The sequence below is a fragment of the Nitrospira sp. M1 genome, from assembly GCF_965152605.1.
The window spans coordinates 3007334-3026983 of sequence record NZ_OZ224217.1 but is presented as its reverse complement, the minus strand read 5'-3'; the positions used below and the strand labels follow the sequence as shown (position 1 = coordinate 3026983).

At 49.3% G+C, this 19650-nt stretch carries 16 protein-coding genes; 8 read left to right on the top strand and 8 right to left on the bottom strand.

The genetic code is table 11. The features are described 5' to 3' along the window. Positions 1-24 precede the first annotated feature (24 nt). The 6 genes from ACWHX8_RS13845 to ACWHX8_RS13820 all read left to right on the top strand — a co-directional run bounded on the left by ACWHX8_RS13845 (position 25) and on the right by ACWHX8_RS13820 (position 7575). Positions 25-489, top strand: coding sequence for a hypothetical protein (locus ACWHX8_RS13845; protein WP_447968716.1), 465 nt, complete (start codon positions 25-27; stop codon positions 487-489). Beyond that, on the top strand, positions 490-657 hold the full coding sequence (locus tag ACWHX8_RS13840) for a hypothetical protein (RefSeq protein WP_447968715.1): 168 nt from the start codon (positions 490-492) through the stop codon (positions 655-657). It abuts the gene before it with no gap. 14 nt (positions 658-671) lie between these two features. Beyond that, on the top strand, positions 672-3680 hold the full coding sequence (gene ppdK, locus ACWHX8_RS13835; RefSeq protein ID WP_447968714.1) for a pyruvate, phosphate dikinase: 3009 nt from the start codon (positions 672-674) through the stop codon (positions 3678-3680). 5 nt (positions 3681-3685) lie between these two features. Next, a complete protein-coding gene (gene ribD / locus ACWHX8_RS13830; RefSeq protein ID WP_447968713.1) occupies positions 3686-4822 on the top strand; it encodes a bifunctional diaminohydroxyphosphoribosylaminopyrimidine deaminase/5-amino-6-(5-phosphoribosylamino)uracil reductase RibD in 1137 nt (378 codons plus the stop codon). A 272-nt stretch (positions 4823-5094) separates the two neighbouring features. After that, positions 5095-6084, top strand: a complete 990-nt coding sequence (locus tag ACWHX8_RS13825) for a glycosyltransferase family 2 protein (RefSeq protein WP_447968712.1) — start codon at positions 5095-5097, stop codon at positions 6082-6084. 177 nt (positions 6085-6261) lie between these two features. After that, a complete protein-coding gene (locus ACWHX8_RS13820) occupies positions 6262-7575 on the top strand; it encodes a carboxylesterase family protein (RefSeq protein ID WP_447968711.1) in 1314 nt (437 codons plus the stop codon). Positions 7576-8076: 501 nt separating this feature from the next. Here ACWHX8_RS13820 and ACWHX8_RS13815 read toward each other — a convergent pair. Together ACWHX8_RS13815 and ACWHX8_RS13810 are read right to left on the bottom strand one after the other, a co-directional pair. After that, positions 8077-9054, bottom strand: coding sequence for a FecR family protein (locus tag ACWHX8_RS13815; RefSeq protein WP_447968710.1), 978 nt, complete (start codon positions 9052-9054; stop codon positions 8077-8079). Between the two features lie 110 nt (positions 9055-9164). Next, positions 9165-9788, bottom strand: coding sequence for an RNA polymerase sigma factor (locus ACWHX8_RS13810; RefSeq protein ID WP_447968709.1), 624 nt, complete (start codon positions 9786-9788; stop codon positions 9165-9167). Positions 9789-9922: 134 nt separating this feature from the next. Between ACWHX8_RS13810 and ACWHX8_RS13805 the strand changes: the two genes are divergently transcribed. Next, a complete protein-coding gene (locus ACWHX8_RS13805; RefSeq protein WP_447968708.1) occupies positions 9923-12595 on the top strand; it encodes a TonB-dependent siderophore receptor in 2673 nt (890 codons plus the stop codon). A gap of 210 nt (positions 12596-12805) precedes the next feature. Here the strand turns inward: ACWHX8_RS13805 and ACWHX8_RS13800 are convergent, their stop codons facing one another. Continuing rightward, positions 12806-13663: a M48 family metallopeptidase gene (locus ACWHX8_RS13800; protein ID WP_447968707.1), complete on the bottom strand. Its 858-nt coding sequence runs from the start codon at positions 13661-13663 to the stop codon at positions 12806-12808. Between the two features lie 380 nt (positions 13664-14043). After that, positions 14044-14475, bottom strand: a complete 432-nt coding sequence (lysM, locus tag ACWHX8_RS13795; protein WP_447968706.1) for a peptidoglycan-binding protein LysM — start codon at positions 14473-14475, stop codon at positions 14044-14046. A 364-nt stretch (positions 14476-14839) separates the two neighbouring features. Here lysM and ACWHX8_RS13790 point away from each other — a divergent pair, with 364 nt between their 5' ends. Next, positions 14840-15736: a spondin domain-containing protein gene (locus ACWHX8_RS13790; RefSeq protein ID WP_447968705.1), complete on the top strand. Its 897-nt coding sequence runs from the start codon at positions 14840-14842 to the stop codon at positions 15734-15736. A gap of 72 nt (positions 15737-15808) precedes the next feature. Here ACWHX8_RS13790 and dapF read toward each other — a convergent pair whose 3' ends face one another. From dapF to ACWHX8_RS13770, 4 genes are all read right to left on the bottom strand, one after another. Beyond that, positions 15809-16678: a diaminopimelate epimerase gene (gene dapF, locus ACWHX8_RS13785; protein ID WP_447968704.1), complete on the bottom strand. Its 870-nt coding sequence runs from the start codon at positions 16676-16678 to the stop codon at positions 15809-15811. 410 nt (positions 16679-17088) lie between these two features. Further along, entirely contained in the window at positions 17089-17646 is a 558-nt protein-coding gene (locus ACWHX8_RS13780; RefSeq protein ID WP_447968703.1) for a DUF5069 domain-containing protein, read from the bottom strand. Positions 17647-18081: 435 nt separating this feature from the next. Beyond that, positions 18082-18432, bottom strand: coding sequence for a thioredoxin (gene trxA / locus ACWHX8_RS13775; RefSeq protein WP_447968702.1), 351 nt, complete (start codon positions 18430-18432; stop codon positions 18082-18084). A 78-nt stretch (positions 18433-18510) separates the two neighbouring features. Further along, positions 18511-19077 (bottom strand): TetR/AcrR family transcriptional regulator, encoded by a 567-nt coding sequence (locus ACWHX8_RS13770; protein ID WP_447968701.1) that lies wholly within the window; start codon positions 19075-19077, stop codon positions 18511-18513. Positions 19078-19650 lie beyond the last annotated feature (573 nt).

Below are 19650 nucleotides of genomic sequence, written 5' to 3'. Positions count from 1 at the left end.
TGATGCAGGTGTGGAGTTCGTTTCATGTCGACCGACGATCAAGACAGGCGAATACTGTGGTTCACCCGTGGAGTCACGGTAGTCCTTATTCTTGTTTGTAATGGTCTTATGGTATTGGGGTGGTGGATGAGTGGGCTGAATTTAAATGTCGCCTTGTCGAAGCCCGAAATCTATGATGTGAGCAGCCATTATTGTGTGAAGGTGAAATGGATGGAGGTCGTCGGAGTTGATCGGCCCATGAAAGTGTGCACCGAATGGCTGGACCTTGCAGACCCATCTGGGAACACGCATACCATTCGTGAAGGGCATGCGTTAACGGTGGGTGTGAATGGAGCTCTCCATTATGAAGAGCAGCGGAACGAAGATTATCGCCTGATTGGCCTCGTGCTGTTTGTCATGGTGGTGATCGGAGCTGGCATGTGGGCTAAGCGCTACTTGATTGCCCGCTATGCGAGCCGTTTGCAACGTCTGAATGGAGAGGTCTCGTAAATGTCGATTGTGTTTCATGTAATCTTTCTCTATTCTTTATTTATGAGTTATCGAATGCTCCATCAAGTGGTGAGTGAGCGTGGGTTCGCGTTGGGAGACACGAACACAGGAGGACTGACTCATCGATGTCTTCGGCAAAGACAACGAACGAGGCGAGCATTATTTTAAGGGGGAGCGACGTCATGCGTCACAAAAAGTACGTATATTATTACGGTGATGGGAAGGCTGAGGGTAAAGGTTCGATGAAGGAGCTCCTGGGAGGCAAGGGAGCTGGTCTGGCTGAAATGACGAATCTCAACATTTCCGTGCCTCCGGGTTTTACCATTACGACAGAGGCATGCGTGGAATATTTTCATTCAAAGAAGCGCTATCCACCAGGTATGTGGGATCAGACACTGCTGGGATTGAAGCGTGTTGAAAAATCCATGAATGCTCGCTTGGGAGACGTGGACACCCCGCTCTTGGTTTCGGTGAGGTCGGGAGCTCGTGCGTCTATGCCGGGGATGATGGATACGGTGCTCAATCTTGGGTTGAATGATCAAACCGTCAAGGGGCTAGGGAAGAAAACGGGGAATCCTCGATTTGCCGTTGACGCGTATCGTCGTTTTATTGCCATGTTTGGCAATGTGGTCATGAATGTGTCCAGGGAGCATTTTGAAAAAGTGTTAGAGGAAGTGAAACACTTGCATAATGCCGTCCATGATACCGATTTGTCCGAAGAAGCCCTTCATGATCTGGTGACTCGTTACACGCAATTGGTGCGAGCTGAGACGGGTCGAGATTTCCCGCAAGACCCATTTGAACAATTGCGCATGTCGGTGAATGCGGTGTTTGAGTCGTGGTTTGGCGACCGTGCAGTGACGTATCGACGACTGTACGACATCCCTGATGAATGGGGAACAGCCATTAATGTTGTGGCGATGGTTTTTGGAAACATGGGAGAGACGAGTGGGACTGGTGTGGCCTTTACACGGAATCCTGCAACGGGCGAACCGGTATTTTTCGGGGAATGTCTCTTGAATGCTCAGGGTGAAGATGTGGTGGCTGGTATCCGCACACCACTTCCAGTGTCGGCGTTGAGTGAAAAATTGCCTCAAGCCTACAAGGCTCTGACGAAAACACAGAAAACGTTGGAAAAGCATTATCGTGACATGTTGGACCTGGAGTTTACGATTCAAGAGGGAAAACTGTACATGCTGCAAACCCGGATAGGGAAACGCACGGGGATTGCTGCAGTCAGAATTGCAGTTGATATGGTGAGAAAGGGATTGATTGATCGCCGGGAAGCGATTCAACGGGTGGCTCCAGAGCAATTATCTCAATATCTTTATCCAATTTTTGAACGATCAGAAGAAGAAAAGTATCAAACCGTGGGGAAGGGGTTGCCTGCAGGTCCAGGTGCGGCTGCCGGAAAAATCGTCTTGACTGCCGATTTGGCGGTGGAGCTGAAGAGCCGAGGTGAGCGAGCCATTCTTGTGCGGCAAGAAACCAGCCCGGATGATATTCATGGGATGCATGCCGCGGAAGGGTTTTTGACAGCCAAAGGAGGAATGACCTCTCATGCCGCAGTTGTTGCGCGACAAATGGGGAAGGTCTGTGTTGCGGGATGTGATGGCGTGGAAGTGCTCGGAGATAAGAAGGTTCGAATGGGTACGATGGTCCTGACCGAGGGAGACCCCATTTCACTCAATGGATTCACGGGCCAGGTGTATGCGGGAGATATTGCGGTCGTGGACTCAGAGGTCATTCAGGTCATTCAAGGGAAAATGAATGCCTCGCAATCCGAGAAATATCAATATTTTTCCACGCTACTCAAATGGGCTGATAATTTCCGGACATTGCGGGTCCGCTCAAATGCCGATGTGCCAGATCAAGCGCAAATAGCCAGAGGGTTTGGAGCCGAAGGTATTGGGCTCTGCCGTACGGAACATATGTTTTTTGCCGAAGACCGCGTAGAGATCATGCAGCAAATGATCTTGGCGTCTTCGAGGGAAGACCGTGAAAAATATTTAGCGCAGCTGCTCCCATTGCAAAAACAAGACTTCATCGGGTTGTATCGGGAAATGAAAGGGTATCCCGTTACCATTCGCTTGCTAGACCCTCCCTTACATGAGTTCCTCCCCAAGCGCGAACACCTGATGGTAGAATTGGCACGCTTAGAGGCCACCAATGGCAATCCTCTGGATATTCAAGAAAAAAAGCAGATGTTGGCACGTGTTGAAGAGCTTCATGAATTCAATCCAATGCTTGGACTGCGAGGGTGCAGGCTTGGCATTACTATGCCAGAGATCACACGCATGCAAATTCGCGCCATCTTTGAGGCGGCATGCGAAGTTGCAGAGGAAGGAAAAAAGATTGTCCCGGAAATTATGATTCCATTGGTTGGCATGGCCTCAGAAATGAAAGCTCAGAAAGAGCTGATCCGTGAAGTGGCAGCCGATACGATGGCACGTTGTGGTATGAAGTTGACCTATTTGGTGGGAACGATGATTGAGTTGCCTCGTGCTGCGGTGACGGCTGGTCAGATTGCACAGGAAGCCGAGTTTTTCTCATTTGGCACGAATGATTTAACGCAAACGACCTATGGGTTTTCTCGTGACGATTCTGCCAAATTTACCGGATTTTATATGGATCGGCAGGATCGATGTCCTTACTGCCAACGCACGAATGTCGATTGGAAAAAAATGGTGTGCCGGATGTGCAAGTCGTCTATCGACAAAAAGGCCGAGAATATTCTGGATTTTGACCCGTTTGCCAGTCTTGACAGAGAAGGCGTGGGAGCCATGATGACGTGGGCCATTAACGCAGGCCGTGAAACTCGCCCGAATATTAAACTCGGGATTTGTGGAGAACATGGTGGAGACCCGAGCTCGGTCGAATTTTGTCATCAACTTGGATTGCATTACGTGAGCTGTTCTCCGTATCGCGTACCGATTGCCCGGTTAGCTGCCGCGCAGGCTGCTGTAGCAACGCTTGAAGGAAAACCGAAAAAATCGGCACAGCCTTCAGCGCAAAAAACACGTGCAACGAAAACTGCGAAGGCGAGCGTGAAAGGGAAGGTTCCGGCAAAGAGCAAAGCCAAAGCCTCAGCAAAAAGCAATGTTCCGGCGAAAAGCAAAGCCAAGGTTTCTGGTAAGAGTCGAACTCGAACGCCTGTTTCTCGCACGCGAAAATCCACAGCACGCAGGTGAGCAACGTGTCTCAAGACACGGCGTATATGAAGCAAGCCCTTCGTCTTGCTGAGAAGGCGAAGGGGCGAACCAGTCCCAATCCCATGGTTGGGGCCGTGGTCGTCCAGCATGGTCGTGTCGTGGGCCGCGGGTACCATCGTCAAGCCGGAAGTCCGCATGCTGAAATTCTTGCGCTAAAGCAGGCTGGGCCTCAGGCTCGTGGGGCCACAATCTACTCGACACTCGAACCCTGTTGTCATACCTCAAAACGAACACCTCCTTGTGTGCCGGCCTTACGTGATGCTGGCGTGAGTCGCGTTGTTGTGGCAATGAAAGATCCGAACCCCAAGGTGCGGGGGAAAGGGATTCGACAGCTTCGACGGGCCGGCATGGCTGTCGATGTTGGATGTATGAAAGAGGAGGCGCAGGATCTCAATCGAGTCTATCTCCATTGGGTCCGCACGGGATGCCCCTTCGTCATCTTGAAGGCCGCGATGACGCTTGATGGGAAAATTGCCACGGCAACGGGTGAGTCGCAATGGATTACCGGCAAAGTGGCTCGACGACATGTCCATGAATTGCGCAGTCATGTCGACGGGATTATGGTTGGGATCGGTACCGTTATCAAAGATAACCCGGAATTATCGGTGCGAAAAAGCCTTGCTCCCAAACGAACGCCAGATGTGCGACAACCCACGCGAATCGTACTCGACAGTCGATTGCGAATCCCTCCAAAGTCCAAAGTTTTACGATGGACGCTTGAGCAACCGACCATCGTCTGCACAACGTCGCTGGCGTCACGGGCCCAAAAAGATCTGCTGAAAAAAGCCCATGCGACCGTGCTTGAATTTCCTCAGAACAATAAGCATGTGTCGTTAACCGCATGTTTCCACACACTTGGGAAATTGGGGATTACGAGTGTGTTGGTCGAAGGCGGCAGCGAATTGAATGCCGCAGTGTTGCATGCGGGCCTGGTCAATCAAGTGCAATTTTATATGGCTCCTCGGGTGTTGGGAGGTCAGAACGCGAAAGGGCTTATTGGTGGACAGTCGCCAACACATTTGACGCAAGCTTTTTCGATTGATGAGCTCAGCGTTCACAAGCTTGGTGATGACTTTGTGTGGATAGGGCATGGCATTCATTCTCAATCGCGTAAGGTCTGAAGTGGCTGACTTACTGCTTGTCGAAGATCGAAACTTTGATCGATAAGAACATTAGCCCTCTGACGAGCTTTACAAGGCAGGTATTGTTCAAGTTCTATGCTCAGTGAGCCGAAGACTTCTTCGGGTGTCTGTGTGACATTGTTCTTCATCCAACCTCATGACGCAGTTGTGCTGCACATCGAATGAATAATCGTAGGACATCTCCATGCTGTATGAATCGGATAGTGACGTGGATAGCCTCATAGGAGGAATTCGATGAGAAAGGACTCAAGATGAATATTCGCACAGCTGTGGTGATTCCCTATTTCCAAAAGAAGGAAGGCGTGTTGAGGAAGTGCATCACGTCTGCGATTGAGCAAAAGGGCATCGATGATTACGAGATCATCATTGTAGATGATGTGTCGCCTATCACTCCCGAATCGGAGATTGGGGACATCATGCAGGCCCATCCTGAAAAAATTCGTATTCTGAAACAAGAAAAAAACATGAAGCAAGGGCGTGCCAGAAACCGAGCTCTGGATGAGTTACGGCCAGAGACGGAGTATGTTGCCTTTTTAGATTCCGACGATGAATGGACGGATGACCATCTGGCCAATGCAGTTTTTGTCTTAGACAAAGGCTATGACTTTTATTTTACGGATCATTACCAGTTGCATCAGACGGTGTCGGCCTTTGATCGCATGAAGCGTGTGGATATGGCTAAGCATCCATTGATAGAAGGCTCGACCCATCTGTATGAGTTTACCGAAGATATGTTTACGCAAATTATCGTGGGAAATATTTTGGGGCAATCGACGATTGTCTATCGATATACCAAAATGCCCGACATTCGATACCCGATCGAATTTACGATTACAGGCGAAGAATATTTGTTTTGGCTTGATATGGCCAAGGCGTCGGATAAGATTGCCTTTTCCACCAAATGTGAATGTCGGTATGGCGAAGGCATGAACGTCTATTCGGCAACCATGTGGGGGCATGAGCGCGCGATCGAAAAAATTTATGATGACATGCGCTATCGGAAAAAAATATTCGAACGGTATGAAGTCAATGACGTAGAAAAAAATGCCCTCAATGAACGTATTACGTCGTTGCGCCAATCGTTTGTACGGGAAGTCCTTCATCGGTTAACACATCGAATGCCGATCAAAAAACAGGAATTTATGAATTTCATTACAATGGACCCGCAAGCGATTCCCGCATTTATTCCCGGAACGATTTCCGCCGTGCTTTCAATGGTGAAAAGTAAAACTTCCAAGTAACGAGTCGCACTACGTTTACCTCGCCCTCATTAGTAAAGTCAGACTCTAAATTCTAGGCTCATTACAGTGAATCAGTCGGTGTGCGCGTACATGGAATCAACCTCTATTTTGACTGAGTGTGAAAGGGATTGGTAGGGTGAGAGAAATTCTGAAAAGGTCAGAGGAAAGGAGCAATATATGCGATGTGTCTTGGGTGTTTTCCATATTGTATTCTTGCTCCTGCTTGGCTTCCTTGGCGTAGGGTATTCGGAAAGCGCTGATCGCTTCTCGGAACAGATTCTAAAGAAACCGCTCTCACTCACCTCTCTTGTTCAAAAATACCTCACAGCTTCAGATCGTGAGTCTACAGAAGCGGCATTGTCGGATATTCTGCAGTATCCCGATGTGTCTGTTTCGGCGGTGTCAGAAGCTATTAAACAATCCCCTAAATTTTCCACGCAGCCGGTAGGACCACAGCCGTCACAAGCTATTACGGTACGTGGTCGGCAGTATCGGTATAGCCTCTACGTTCCTCCTTCGTATGACTCTGCCAAATCGTATCCTCTAATTGTGTGTCTACATGGTGCGGGGTTTACTGGTGAGTCGTATTTGGAACGATGGGTGCCTCGTTTAGATGATCACTACATTCTCGTATGTCCGACGATTTCGATGGGTGCCTGGTGGAGCCGTTTTGCGGAAGACTTGGTGATGAAAATCGTCAACACCATTCAAACGGACTATCATATCGATCGCGATCGGATCTTTCTGACGGGGATGTCGAATGGGGGAGTTGGGGCATGGATCATTGGAATGCATCATGCCGATACGTTTGCCGGCATTGCCCCGATGGCGAGCGGGATCGATGATGTGCTGTTTCCGTTCCTCGATAACTTGCACCACACGCCGGTCTACATTATTCACGGGCTTCATGATCAAGTCATGCCGGTCAGTCTCAGTCGTACATTGGTAAATGAAATGGGGAATCGTGGTATTCAGCATGTGTATCAGGAGCATAATTTTACGCATCCGCATGCTGGAGGACACTTTTTCCCAAGAGAAGAGTTGCCGGCACTGGTGTCGTGGTTCGATAGGCAGACACGAGGGGCACTCCCTCAACGCGTATCTGTGGTGCGTGATGCGACGCATTTGACGAATTTCAGTTGGGTACGGATTGATGCGACAGACCAGATTGCCGCCTTTTCTGAGAATCTGGTTGACAGTCGCGACAGGTTTATCACCGAGAAAATTTATGCCAAGTTAGAGGCCGAAGTCATTTCATCAAATCGAATCGTAGTGAAAACCGAACGCGTCAGGCGTTACAGCTTGTTCTTGAATAATGAGCTTGTTGACCTCTCTAAGCCTGTCATCGTTGAAACAAACGGAAAACGGTCTTTTGAAGGCATCATGACTCCCAATCTCGAAACCCTTCTTCAGGAAGCCCGCCGCCGTCAGGATCCGGGCCTGCTTTTTCCGGCACAAGTGATTGTCGAAGTTCCTAAAGTTGCGGAATAAGATAGTCGATACTTATGACTGTCAGTGACGTGTAGCATTGCTATCGACGCATGGCACTCTCTATAGCCGTTCCGATATACTCCGTCTGTACGACGTGTGATTTTGCGCTGTGTACATGATGTACATTCGGCTGGAATGTTATTTGGGTTCGCTATAAATGTCGATCCACTGAATGCTGGTTATAGCCGCTTCAGTTATACCGAAACGATCACACGCCATCTTGTACACGTGTGATATTCAATACGTGAGAGAACACGTCAACCATTGTCAGTACATTCAAGCGGGGATAACCTTCCATTCATTCAAACATTGTACCGCGCGGAGTTCGCTGTATTTTCCTGTTTGGAACTTTTTGGGATTCGCTATAACCCTTTGTTATTGAACCGTCAATCGTATACAGGGCATCCAGGCGGGCATAACTTTCCTCTATGTTTGCGCTGTGTACATGATATACATTCGGTTGGAAGTTATTTGGTTTCGCTATCGTGATTATTTCCGCCCTTACCGAAGAAACACGACGTAATCCGTGATGCGCAACGTGGAGAGGTGAAGTTGGGATTGAATGGTTTCTAAGGCACGATCCAGATTATCAAGGTGAAACACGCCACTGACCCGGTCGAGTGCGACATCGTCGTTGGTCAACACCACGTACCCTGATCGGTATCGGTTGATTTCTCCTAAGACTTTCCGCAGCGGCGTTTCTTCAAAAATCAACAGCCCTCGTTGCCAGGCTGTGGCAAGACGCAGGTCGGCCGTCTGCACTTGTTGTATCCCCGCTGCCGTGCTGTAGGCTACTTGCTGGCCGGGGTGAAGTTGCACCTGAGGCGAAAGGTCTGTACGAGATGTCTCAACCTTGACATCGACGAGTCCTTCGAGCAGTGTAACCAATGTCTGTGTGTCATGGTTTCGAACGGCAAACGCCGTCCCGAGGGCCTGGATTTGTCCTTCATCCGCCTGAACGATGAAGGGACGTGTTTCATCCTTAGCCACGAGAAACGTTGCCTCTCCCGACAGTAGTTCGACCCGCCGGTGCGTCGAAGTGTACTCCACAGATAGCGCCGTGTCGGTATTGAGATGAATGGTACTCCCATCGTCCAAGGTGAGACTCTGGCGTTCGCCGATTCCCGTGCGATAATCTGCCAGCCATATCGCAACCCTGTCTCCTTCGAAGAGGGCCCCAAGCGCCACCAGGGTCAACATGGCTGCTACCGCCCAATTTTTCCACGCCCTATTTCCCAACGTTACCTGAGACCGTTGCTCTACAGGATCGGAAGCCGGACGAGCATCAGATAGGCTCTCTAAGCCCAGCCACAGCCGTCTGACCTCTTGAAACACCTGTTCATGTTCAGGACTTCTCCGGCGCCACTCGAGGGCTTGCCGTTTGTCCTCCGATGTTGACTCTTTCGACGCAAGCCGGGCAACCCAATTGGCGGCTTCCGTCTCGATAACATCGTTGGGGTCTTGATAGTGCTGACTCATCTGTATTCCGAGTTCCGTAAAAAACGTTGATGTCGTTGCTTGGGCGTGCTGGTCACGGTTCGCGTTCTTAATTTAAACACGTATCAAACCCCAAAATCCTCACAGACCGGTTACGCCCGTGTGATGCGGCGACGAAAGTGCAGCATGGCCTTGGCGATATTTTTTTCTACCGCGCTACGGCTGATGCCTAAGCGCTCCGCGATGGCACTGTGTTTCAGTCCTTCAAGCCGATTCAGTGTGAGAATTTTCCGGCACAGCGGCGACAAGTCCTGCAAGGCGGCCTCCACGATTTTCAGTTCTTCTTTGGCGAGGAGAATGCGTTCAGGCGTCGACCGGGGATCTTCGATGGCGAGGAAGTCGGCGCCCTGATCAATTAGCTCGGCGCGACGGCGTTGGGCACGAAGATGATCGGTTGCCAAGTTCGCGGCGATGCGGAACATATAGGTCCGGACATCCATGATCAAATGAGGGTGCTCGATGCGTTGCAAGCGAATGTAAGTTTCTTGCATCAGATCTTCAGCCGTGATGGCACACCGAATCCGCCCTGTGAGATATCCACGAAGTTCCTGCGTATATTGTTCAAAGATGGAGAGAATATGCGTGCTCATTGTCCGTATCTGGTTTCCTAACAAAGCTGTCAGCATACTCCATGCAATGGTTTCAAGGCCATGTTCATTTTCCAGGTTGATGATTTTCAAAAAACCGGTAATGGCGGTAGAGCGGTAAAGATTCATTTCCACGCACAAGTCTCCGTTACATATTTTTTCATCTGACAAAAAACCAGTGAGGTTTTTTCACTTTCATTCGTGTTGGAAATGATGAGGACACAACCCGAATGCATGTGGTGGAAGATTGAAGGAGATCACGGATGAAGATTCGTAAAAAACAACGGAAGATGCCCAAGACATTTCGCCAGACCTGGCCCTATCTGATTTCCGGACATGCCTTGAGCCTCATGGCATCCGGAACGGTTCTGGCAAGCGAACCTTTTCTCAATCCCCCCAATTTGGCTAATAAGTCGACATCGCTAGTGATGGCCGCGTCGGAACTTCGGCAGTTTCAAATCCCTCCCGGCCTGCTGCAGTCGGCGTTGACGTTGTTTGCCGAAGTGAGTGAGCTTGAGCTGTTTTATCGTTCGGATCTCGCAAAAGGCCGACGTACGCAAGGAGTGCAGGGCCGGTATACGCATGACCAGGCCTTGCAGTTGTTATTGAACGGCACAGGGTTGGGACATCGCTTTTCCGGAGACAACATGGTCACGCTCTTTGTCGAGAAAGCCGACGACGCATCCGTTAGCAGTGCGGTTGGAGCAGTGGCGGCAACAGCCGCAGTTTCGCAAGCTCAAGAGCAAGATGTGCCCATTGTCGAAGTCCAGCCGATAGAAGTAACGGATACCATTACACGGAATAAAGTGTTCTTGCCGCCTGTCGATGGCTACAAGGCGGATGAGACGACTGGTTCGACCCGCACGGTATTGCCTATCAATGAAACCCCCACGTCCATCGGTGTGGTGACGAGGGATATTATTCGAGATACACGTTCCCTAAGGCAAAGTGATGCCTTTGAGCATGTCAGTGGGGTTTCGAGAGGCAGTACGCGACGAGGAAGAGCGGAAGGGTTCAATATTCGTGGCCTGAATGTGGGAAGTTTTGAAGGGTCGTTTGGGGGACTCAAGCAAAACGGATTGGTCGTTGACGGGCTGTTTGCGCCCGATCCGGCATTGATTGAGCGCTATGAAATTATTAAGGGCCCCGCGTCGATTGCGGGAGGCGCGTCCAGCCCGGGTGGACTCGTGAATCGAATTACCAAGACGCCTCAGTATAAAAACTTTGCGACCTCGGAATTTCAAGTGGGTTCATTCGGTCTCTATCGGGGCGTCGTCGATGCCAACGGAGTCTTGCCGCAACACCAGACTATTCGTGGGCGACTCATTTTTGCCGTGGAAGAAGGTGGAAATTTTGTCGATGAGCTGGATGTCCGGCAATATACGGTAGCTCCATCTTTGGCGTTCGATCTGTTTGATGGGGCTGGAACACTACTGTTGACCGGGCACTACCAGACCTTTGATGGGTCCAATTGGAATGGATTGCCTCTCATGGCCGATGGCAAGGCGCCCGATATTTCGCGCACGCGCAACATTGGAGGCGGCAGTGCGAATGGGGCGAAGTTAACCTTCGAAGGGCAGAATTATGAAGCTCATTACAATCATGAGTTTGTGAATGGATTGACCCTTTCAATGAAAGGGAAGTACGCGCATTCGGAGCTCTCAGATAAGAGTATCTATCCTTATACCCCCGGTGGAATTCCTGCAAACGGCGATACTGCTATGACGCAATCTTTACGGGAACTCGATTGGGAGACGTATGCGGGAGAAATTTTTCTGAGTCAAGAATTCGACGCGCTCGGTCAAAAACATGAAGTCTTAGTTGGCGTGGATCATCGTGACCAAAACCATGACTTTGTCGCCGGTTATGATTTTGTCGGGGGCGGAGATTTTTCTGGTGCAATTGCTACAGACAATATTTTTAATCCACGCAATAGTTTTCAATTACCTTCGGATGATGTACTGATCAGGCAACGAGTGAGTACGGGAGGTGGTTTTGCCCCATTCAATCCGCGAACGATTGATATTATTCAGACCGGTCTGTTCGGGCAAGTGGTGATACGTCCCATAAAACCTCTGACGCTCGTGGCGGCTGGCCGGTATGATTGGGCAGAGGTGACGACGACAGGATTGAATTCAACTCCACATACTATTCGTGCGGGGGACTATTCAGAGTTTACAGGGCGTGTAGGGGCGACGTACGAAGTGATTCCTGATTTGCGGGTGTATGGTGGGTATGCGCAATCGTTTCAGGCTAATCTTTTTTCGCTAACGGTAGATGGCAGCCTTGTTCCTCCAGAGACGGGAGAAAATTATGAAGTGGGGGCGAAGTGGGACTTATTCGAGGGGCGGCTCCGCCTGACGACGGCTCTGTTTCGGACATATCGCCAAAATGTGGCGACTTCGGATATAGGGAATCCTGGGTTTTCCGTCGCAGTCGGGGAGCAGCGTCATCAAGGAGTGGAATTTGATATGAATGGACAACCCTGGCCTGGTCTCAATCTGACGGCGAATGTCTCGTATATCGATTCCGAAATTACCAAAAGTAATTCGGCTGCTCAAGTCGGCGCTTCCCCAAGGCGCGTGCCCCGCTCGTATGTGGGACGTGTGTTCGGCACTTATGAATTGCAATCGGGTCCATTGCAAGGTGTAGGATTTGGAGGCGGGGTCTTTTTTCATGGCGGGTTTGAGTTAGAAACGCCTAATCGTTTTGGCACCGACCCGTATCAACGTGTAGATGCGGTGGTGTTTTACCGTCCCCCTCAAAAAGCCTATGACTTTACGATAAATGTCCGAAATTTATTGGATGCTCGATATATTGAAATTCCTGGAGGAGTAAATGCGTATAACTACTTCGGTGCGCCGGTCAGCGTGTTCGGCACGCTACGCGTGAACTTTGATTCGGATCTGGAATGGACGCCGCCGTGGGCGGATTGAAGAGGGAAAAAGAAAATGCAAAGTGAAAGGTGCAAATTGCAAAATGGGGAGCGAAGAGCGTGAAGTGGGAAAATTGCAAAGTGCAAATTGAAAAATTGTGACGAAGGACGAACAACGAGCAACGAACGACGAACAACGAGTAACGAACAACGAGCAACGAACAACGGAAGAAAGGCCAAATGAGTCTGACTCTCTATATTTGTCCGCCAATTACGTTTGGCAATGTTGTTCTCGAACTTGGAGAGCCTCCGGCATCCATTCCTGGAATTGGCGAATCCGCGTTTCATTGCTTGGGTGCGTGGACATAAACTCTGCCGGTTTTTTCCCCTGACTCATCTGCCCCATGCGTTCCCACAATTTTGGCGCTTCTGTTGGATCGAAGCAGGCTCGTGCGACAAAGAGGAGGCCCATGTAATCCGCTTCCGATTCATGATCTCGTGAAAAAGGCAGCATGATCCCATATTGTGCACCCACTCCAAGTGCGCCTAAGACCATGCGTTGGGTATTGTAGTCCATGTCTCCCAAAGCCACGCTGGCTGCCAGAGATCCAATTTGCATGAGTTTTTGATGCGCCATGCGTTCAGCGCCGTGCCGGGCGATGGCATGCGCGATTTCATGTCCCATGACTACGGCTAGTCCGTCGGCATTTTCTGCGACCGGAAGAAGTCCGGTGTAGACGGCGGTTTTTCCGCCGGGCAAAGCAAAGGCATTGGCCTGTTCCGACTGAATGACATTAAATTCCCATTGAAAGCCAGGGTCGACGTCGACGGCCGCTGTGGCCAATTGTTGTCCAATACGCCGAACGAGATCGACGACTTCTCCCTGAGCGAGTACTTGGGATTCGCTGAGAATTTGTTGATAGGATTGCAGCCCGAGGGCCATTTCCTGTTGCCGGTCGATATCAACCAGTTGCGAGCGGCCAGTGATGGGAACCGTTTCTTGATTGGCGACGTAATAATACAGTCCGTAACAGGCAAACAGGACAAGCGGGATCAGGCGCATTTTCAAGCTCATGCGTGGGCGCCGTTGCCTTGGAAACCGCCGTCGACCTAACCCACCGAATGGCATGGTTATTTCTCCTTCATCGTTACAACGCTCAACATGAGCACTTTTTTATTGTTGAAAAAACGTCTGGCTACAAGACCAAGCAGGTCATCGGCAAGAGAACCATCCCGGTCACAGTCAAGAAGGGTGGCGAACCCACAGAGGGTGGTCGCCCTTCTGTAATAAGGGTCAGGCATAACTATTGACTTAATTCCCTTGTATCTCTTTTACGCTTTTGGGTCATAGCGATTAAGCATTTTTGCTGTTGGGAAACGAAGAAGGAATGACTGGTATAGTGAATGATCTGGTCTAACTTTTGGCAAGTCATGGAGTTGTGTTTCTCGTGGAGAGACGCCAGGCTTGGCGTCTCTCCTGCACTTCGAATCATCCAGCGAGATGTGGCATTACCCGGTGGGAATGCGAATCTTTTGCCCGGGATAGATTAAATTGGGATCTTTGATGACTTCTTTGTTGGCTTCGAAAATTTTTGGATATTCCATCGCATTGCCTAAGAATTTTTGGGCAATGCCTCCAAGCGTATCGCCTTTTTGAATGACATAATATTCCACTTTATCCGTTTGGGATGGAGCCTTCACATTGCCGGCTCCAACATCTGTGACGCCTTGTACATTTCCCGCGAGCAAGACGGCCTTTTCCATGGCCTCGGCACTGGCCGCATCGCCTGAAAGATTCACTTCCCCATCTTTGAATTCCACGTTGAGATCCTTGATGCCGGGATTGCGTGCTTCGATGTGTTCTTTAATCTTTTCGGCCGGGTCATCATTGCTGCCAAACACTTTTTCTCCAATGTCTTTGACGAAATCAAAGAGCCCCATAATGATACCTCCAGGTTAATGTGAAAAAACCGAGGGGGTTGTATTGAAAATGCGGATGGTGACTCGAAGGTCATGCTCATTAATGCGAACACCTGAGGGTACTCGAATATTTTACGCAGATCTAGAGGGTGCGGCATTTTTTGTGTTGCGATCTGTCATGGGAATGAATATTTCACAAAGTACTCTAGCGATTTTTCTTGTTCAGTAGAGGTCGATGTGAATCTTGATGAGGGTACGTAATATTAAGGTGGGGACGACTATATGTTGATTGTGTAACGTTTGAATGAGTTATTGGACTGTAGGTAATGATAGGAGTGTGTCATGGTGTCGAATGTCTCATTTCATCCAAGGAGGGAAATAACTGATGGTTACTTTGACGTCCAAGCCTGCAGTCATGAATGTCGCAATCGGCCTATTCGGTACTCTGCTCTTTACCTCTTCACTTGCGCTGGCGGTTCCCGTTCAAGTGAGTATTCAGAATTTATCACCGGATAATGGGATTTTTCTAACTCCTACGTGGGTAGGGTTTCATGATGGGAGTTTCGATCTCTACGACCGAGGCGTAGCGATTGGTGCTGCCGGTTTGCCTTCCAGTTTAGAGTCGCTTGTGGAGGATGGAAACACCGCGTCACTGTCAACTGATTTTGCCAATAGTTCGGCTGGAAGTAACGGCGGTGTCGACGGAACAGTCATTGGTCCGGCTGGTTTACCGGGACCGATTGATCCTGGTGAACGGGTCACGAGTCAGGCCTTTGATATTCAGGCTGGACGCAATGGGTATTTCAGCTATGCCTCAATGGTCATCCCTTCGAATGATGCATTCATTGCCAATGGGGATCCGTTTGCGCATGAATTGTTTGATGGAAGTGGGAACTTTGTGGGAGTCGATTTTCTTGTGCTTGGGAGCCAGGTGCTCGATGGCGGGACTGAAGTCAATAATGAAATGCAAGCGGCATTTTTGAATCAACTCGCAGCCAATACGGGCGATGTGGAAGGTGGCGTGGTCCAACTTCATCCAGGGTTCATCGACTCGATAGGCAATCCCGGAGGGACAGCGTTAATTCTAGGAGCAACCACTGCCGGTCCTGGTGGAAATATTGCCATTGACCGAATAGCTGCGGATTTTACGCAAGAAGGCTATCACGTTGCACGTGTGACCGTGTCCGCAGTGCCTGAACCATCCACTGTGTTGATGTTTGGGTCTGGGTTAGTGGGGCTCGTTGCATGGCGCTGGAGAAAAATTCAGCAGGGTCTTCATTGAACGGTAATAATTTCTGAGTATATGCTGTGTGTGAACAGAGTCCTCAGGCAATTTGAGGACTCTGTTTTTGGATTACCGGAAATGGTGAATAAATGGCGTACTAAATTCTCCTCTGGCGACTTCAGCCACCGGCCCTTTCATCGTGATGTTATATTGCGGGTCAATGGCCACTTCGAGATTACCGCCTGGTGCCTTGACCGTAACGGGGCTTTTGACGAGCCCTAAGCGGATGGCGGCACTGGCGGCAGCACAAGCCGATGATCCTGAGGCTTGTGTTTCCCCAGCACCTCGTTCCCAAATGAGAATCGAGATGGATCTTGGTCCTATTGGGACGGCCAGTTGTACGTTCGTTCGTTTTGGAAAGATCGTGTGGGTTTCAAGTTCCGGTCCAATTTCCAGCAAGTCTTCACGTGTCCATGCATCACCTTTTTCTTTAAAGACAATACAGTGGGGATTCCCGACGCTGACTCCCATAAATCGTAGCGATTGTCCGGCGGCTTTGACGGGTTGTTGTATGAGTTCGGGAACGCGAAGAGAACAGGGGAGGGTTATGGGTTGGAATGAGGCACGTCCCATCTCTACCGTGGCTTCATTGACATGCCCGGTTTCATTTATGCCCAGATGAACCTGCACGAGTCCGCCTTTGGTCTGCACGCTAAATTTCCGTTTTCGAGTTTTTCGCGTGCCATAGAGGTAACACCCAAAAATTCGCAACCCGTTTCCAGACTTTTCCGCTTCCGAGCCGTCAGGGTTATAGATGCGCAATCCAAAGTCGGCTTTTTTTGTGGGATGCAGGGCTAAAATTCCATCACTGCCGATTCCCCAATTTCGATCACAAATGGTTCGAATGATCCGAGGTGTGAGTTTGAAGGTGAGGCTCGAAGGGTCAAGGGCAATATAGTCATTGCCGAGCCCATGCCCTTTAAAAAATTGGTTGTTCATGGAGTCTCCATCGTGTTCAAAATTGGACTTCTGTTGGCAATACACGTTTCTTCGAAGCTACTCATTCACCATGCCGTGAGGCGACAATCGTCACCCTGGTTGTACTGAGTGCGATTGATGCATCGTGTTCGTTTGTGACCATCTTCGCGGTCGATCGTGCTTTGTCACGCGAGCTTTCTTGCTCGCTGACGGAGTTCTTTGTGAGTTGATTGATCGACCTGTGAGTGATGAGTGAATGAGCCGTAAGTAAAAGATATGACGAAATTATAAAATCGCAACGAATGTCTGTCAAAAAAAATCGTCACTGACCATTTCGCGAGTGGTTTATTGGCGGTTTGGTCGGGAGCATGTGGATGGCTCTGGTTGAATAAGCAATGAAATACATCGAGCGTCATGTCGGAGCGTATTGGTCAAGAGGAATTCGCCTCCGAAGATTTATGAGTCACGTAGTCGAGAATCTGTTGTTCATCATTTCCTGCTTTCCAGACGGCCCGAAGAAAGTCAGCTGGATCAATGCCAAGTTTCCTGAGAAATGGGCGATCCCCACCGCAGGCATACATCAATTCAGATGGCATTTCACCGCGAAGCTTCGCTTTAGCTTTTTCGATAATGCGTGGAAGCCAACGATAGCCACCGAGGGTTGCACCCATTGATGGAAGATCGTGCATGGAAATATTCTTATCAGACGGGTTTCCGTTCTGTTCCCGGAGAAAATACTCTCTCCGGACGGTGGTGATACGCAATACCGTTGGGAAGTCCGGTTCGCCAACGTCATGTGAATCTTCGACGAAATCATAGATTTCTTGTGGCGTCGCTCCGATTGATGCTAATTGTCGAATGTCTGCATCAGAAAAAATTTTGTCCTTTCCCCTTACTCCCCTGGCAAAGCTTTGAACGGCGGCATCGTACAGACTCGTAAATTCTTCAATCCATGATTCTGCTTCTTTCGGGCTGTGTGTGCTGTTCATGTGTGAGTCCCTTCTTATCTAGTCAGTCTGGTGTATCATTCAGGTTTGGTTCGAATGTCAGGTTCTACTGGATATTCAATGACGATTCTTCCCGTATGTTTGTTTGCTGCAAGGTATTCATGTCCCGTGTTCGCTTGATCTTACGTACATCGTGCAGAGTCGACGAGAGTCGTGAGTTGACCAACGTCAACTCACGTGGCGATCTGCTTCAAAATATCACCGTAGTGCTTGTCCTTGACCAAGCACCATCGGAAGTACATGGTCGTCGAGCCTACGAATTTACCAGTCAGCAGGGTGTAAACTCGTGGTTTTCATCTTGCTGAGAACGTGACCGGCTTGTATGCCTGGCTTTAGAACATCAGCCAGCCCAAACGTTGCATCCGATACATGGTATCGTACGACATACGCCTTCCTAATGGAGGCGTGGAATGTTGCTTACACAGTTGTTGTCAGCACTGTCCTGAGGGTGTCGGTGAGAACCTTTTTCGGCACAGCACCAACAACTGTCTCGACGACCTTTCCTTTCTGAAAAACTAAGAGTGCCGGGATAGATTGAATGCCAAATTGAGCGGCAAGAGATGGTTGCTCGTCGACATTCACCTTCCCCACTGAGACTGTGCCTGAGTATTCGTTTGCCAGTTCTTGAATGATCGGGTTCATAGCCTGGCACGGTCCACACCAGGGTGCCCAGAAATCGACAAGCACTGGTTGAGTACTTTCAGTCACGTCTTGTTGGAAGTTTTCTGCCGTAAGTGTGAAATAGGGTGTCGTTGCTGTCGTGCTCATGATGTGTCCTCCGTATTGAAAATTGACTATTTTGACCAACTAGTAGGTAGATAATCAGCTGAAATGAAAAGTCAATGCCTAGGCTGTTTTGAGCATGGCTTTTATTTGCCGGACAACTGTTGTGAACTGTTTGGGCCCGTGGGCTCGTGCTTGTTGTAATGCACCTTGAAGAGCCGCTTGAATCAAGGAAGCCTGGTCCTCATGGTTTCCTGGGAATGTCATCACGTGCTGTTTCTTTCCCTCAGTGAGAAGCCGAGTCAGCCATGTATGGACAAATGTACAAAGATTCGCCAGTTCCTGCCTCGTGCCATTTGAGATACTGGCGAACTCGGCTTGGAGTGACCCTGTGAGGCAAATTTTATGGCCGGACTGCATGACCTGCGAAACCATCTGCATGTAGGCCTCGAGTTGTTTCCAGGGATCGGAGTGGTCTTTGGTAATCGTTTCTAATGCTGAGACGAGCGACATGTGATGTCGAGTGACTAATGCGAGACTGAGATCGTCTTTGCTTGGAAAGTGGTGATGAATGGTTGCTTTGCTGATGCCGATCCGATCCGATAGGTCTTGATAACTGAAGGCCGTAAAGCTGCGAGTTTGGAGTAATTCCTCCGCGACGTCTAAAATCTGTTCTTTTCTGTCAGACATATTTGTTTTCTAGAAATGGATAATAGCATTATATTAGACCAACTAGTTGGTAGAGTAAAGTGTTCATGGTAAGCCTTGCGTGGGACATCGTTGCGTCTCTGCTAAGAATAGGAGCGTGAGGCTTCGACGATCATGAAATTTCCTGGTCATGCGGTGCAGGCTAAACTAGACAGAACATGTGCGTCTTGGTTTTTCGGAGTTAATATCATTTGATGAGAACGGTAAGAGGAAATGCGTTATTAGATATGAAATGAGTTTCATGCATCGATGGGTATTGTGAGAAAAGCTCGTGGTTTATTTGTTAGGAACATTGATTTGTCAAGTGACAATTTTAGGTCTTTCTTTACATGAAAGTTTTTGTATCTTTTTTTGAAACGCTATGCTAGGCTAAAAGTACCGTGTCAGATGGGACCTCATGATGACGGGTTAGTGAATCAGGTCCAATAACCGATGTTGTTTTGCCCGGGAGTTTACTCGGAAGCCTGACCAGAGTCGCCTCAATTGTCGCGTCCGCGGCCTACCCCTTCCCGATGTGTTTACCTTCTCCAGCTCAAGGCAATATCAAGTATCTTT

Bases quoted from the DNA above. Each gene is read 5' to 3' on its own strand.
- ACWHX8_RS13845 (WP_447968716.1), top strand. From the start codon at position 25: ATGTCGACCGACGATCAAGACAGGCGAATACTGTGGTTCACCCGTGGA.
- ACWHX8_RS13840 (WP_447968715.1), top strand. From the start codon at position 490: ATGTCGATTGTGTTTCATGTAATCTTTCTCTATTCTTTATTTATGAGT.
- ppdK (WP_447968714.1), top strand. From the start codon at position 672: ATGCGTCACAAAAAGTACGTATATTATTACGGTGATGGGAAGGCTGAG.
- ACWHX8_RS13825 (WP_447968712.1), top strand. From the start codon at position 5,095: ATGAATATTCGCACAGCTGTGGTGATTCCCTATTTCCAAAAGAAGGAA.
- ACWHX8_RS13820 (WP_447968711.1), top strand. From the start codon at position 6,262: ATGCGATGTGTCTTGGGTGTTTTCCATATTGTATTCTTGCTCCTGCTT.
- ACWHX8_RS13815 (WP_447968710.1), bottom strand. From the start codon at position 9,054: ATGAGTCAGCACTATCAAGACCCCAACGATGTTATCGAGACGGAAGCC.
- ACWHX8_RS13810 (WP_447968709.1), bottom strand. From the start codon at position 9,788: ATGAATCTTTACCGCTCTACCGCCATTACCGGTTTTTTGAAAATCATC.
- ACWHX8_RS13805 (WP_447968708.1), top strand. From the start codon at position 9,923: ATGAAGATTCGTAAAAAACAACGGAAGATGCCCAAGACATTTCGCCAG.
- ACWHX8_RS13800 (WP_447968707.1), bottom strand. From the start codon at position 13,663: ATGCCATTCGGTGGGTTAGGTCGACGGCGGTTTCCAAGGCAACGGCGC.
- lysM (WP_447968706.1), bottom strand. From the start codon at position 14,475: ATGGGGCTCTTTGATTTCGTCAAAGACATTGGAGAAAAAGTGTTTGGC.
- ACWHX8_RS13790 (WP_447968705.1), top strand. From the start codon at position 14,840: ATGGTTACTTTGACGTCCAAGCCTGCAGTCATGAATGTCGCAATCGGC.
- dapF (WP_447968704.1), bottom strand. From the start codon at position 16,678: ATGAACAACCAATTTTTTAAAGGGCATGGGCTCGGCAATGACTATATT.
- ACWHX8_RS13780 (WP_447968703.1), bottom strand. From the start codon at position 17,646: ATGAACAGCACACACAGCCCGAAAGAAGCAGAATCATGGATTGAAGAA.
- trxA (WP_447968702.1), bottom strand. From the start codon at position 18,432: ATGAGCACGACAGCAACGACACCCTATTTCACACTTACGGCAGAAAAC.
- ACWHX8_RS13770 (WP_447968701.1), bottom strand. From the start codon at position 19,077: ATGTCTGACAGAAAAGAACAGATTTTAGACGTCGCGGAGGAATTACTC.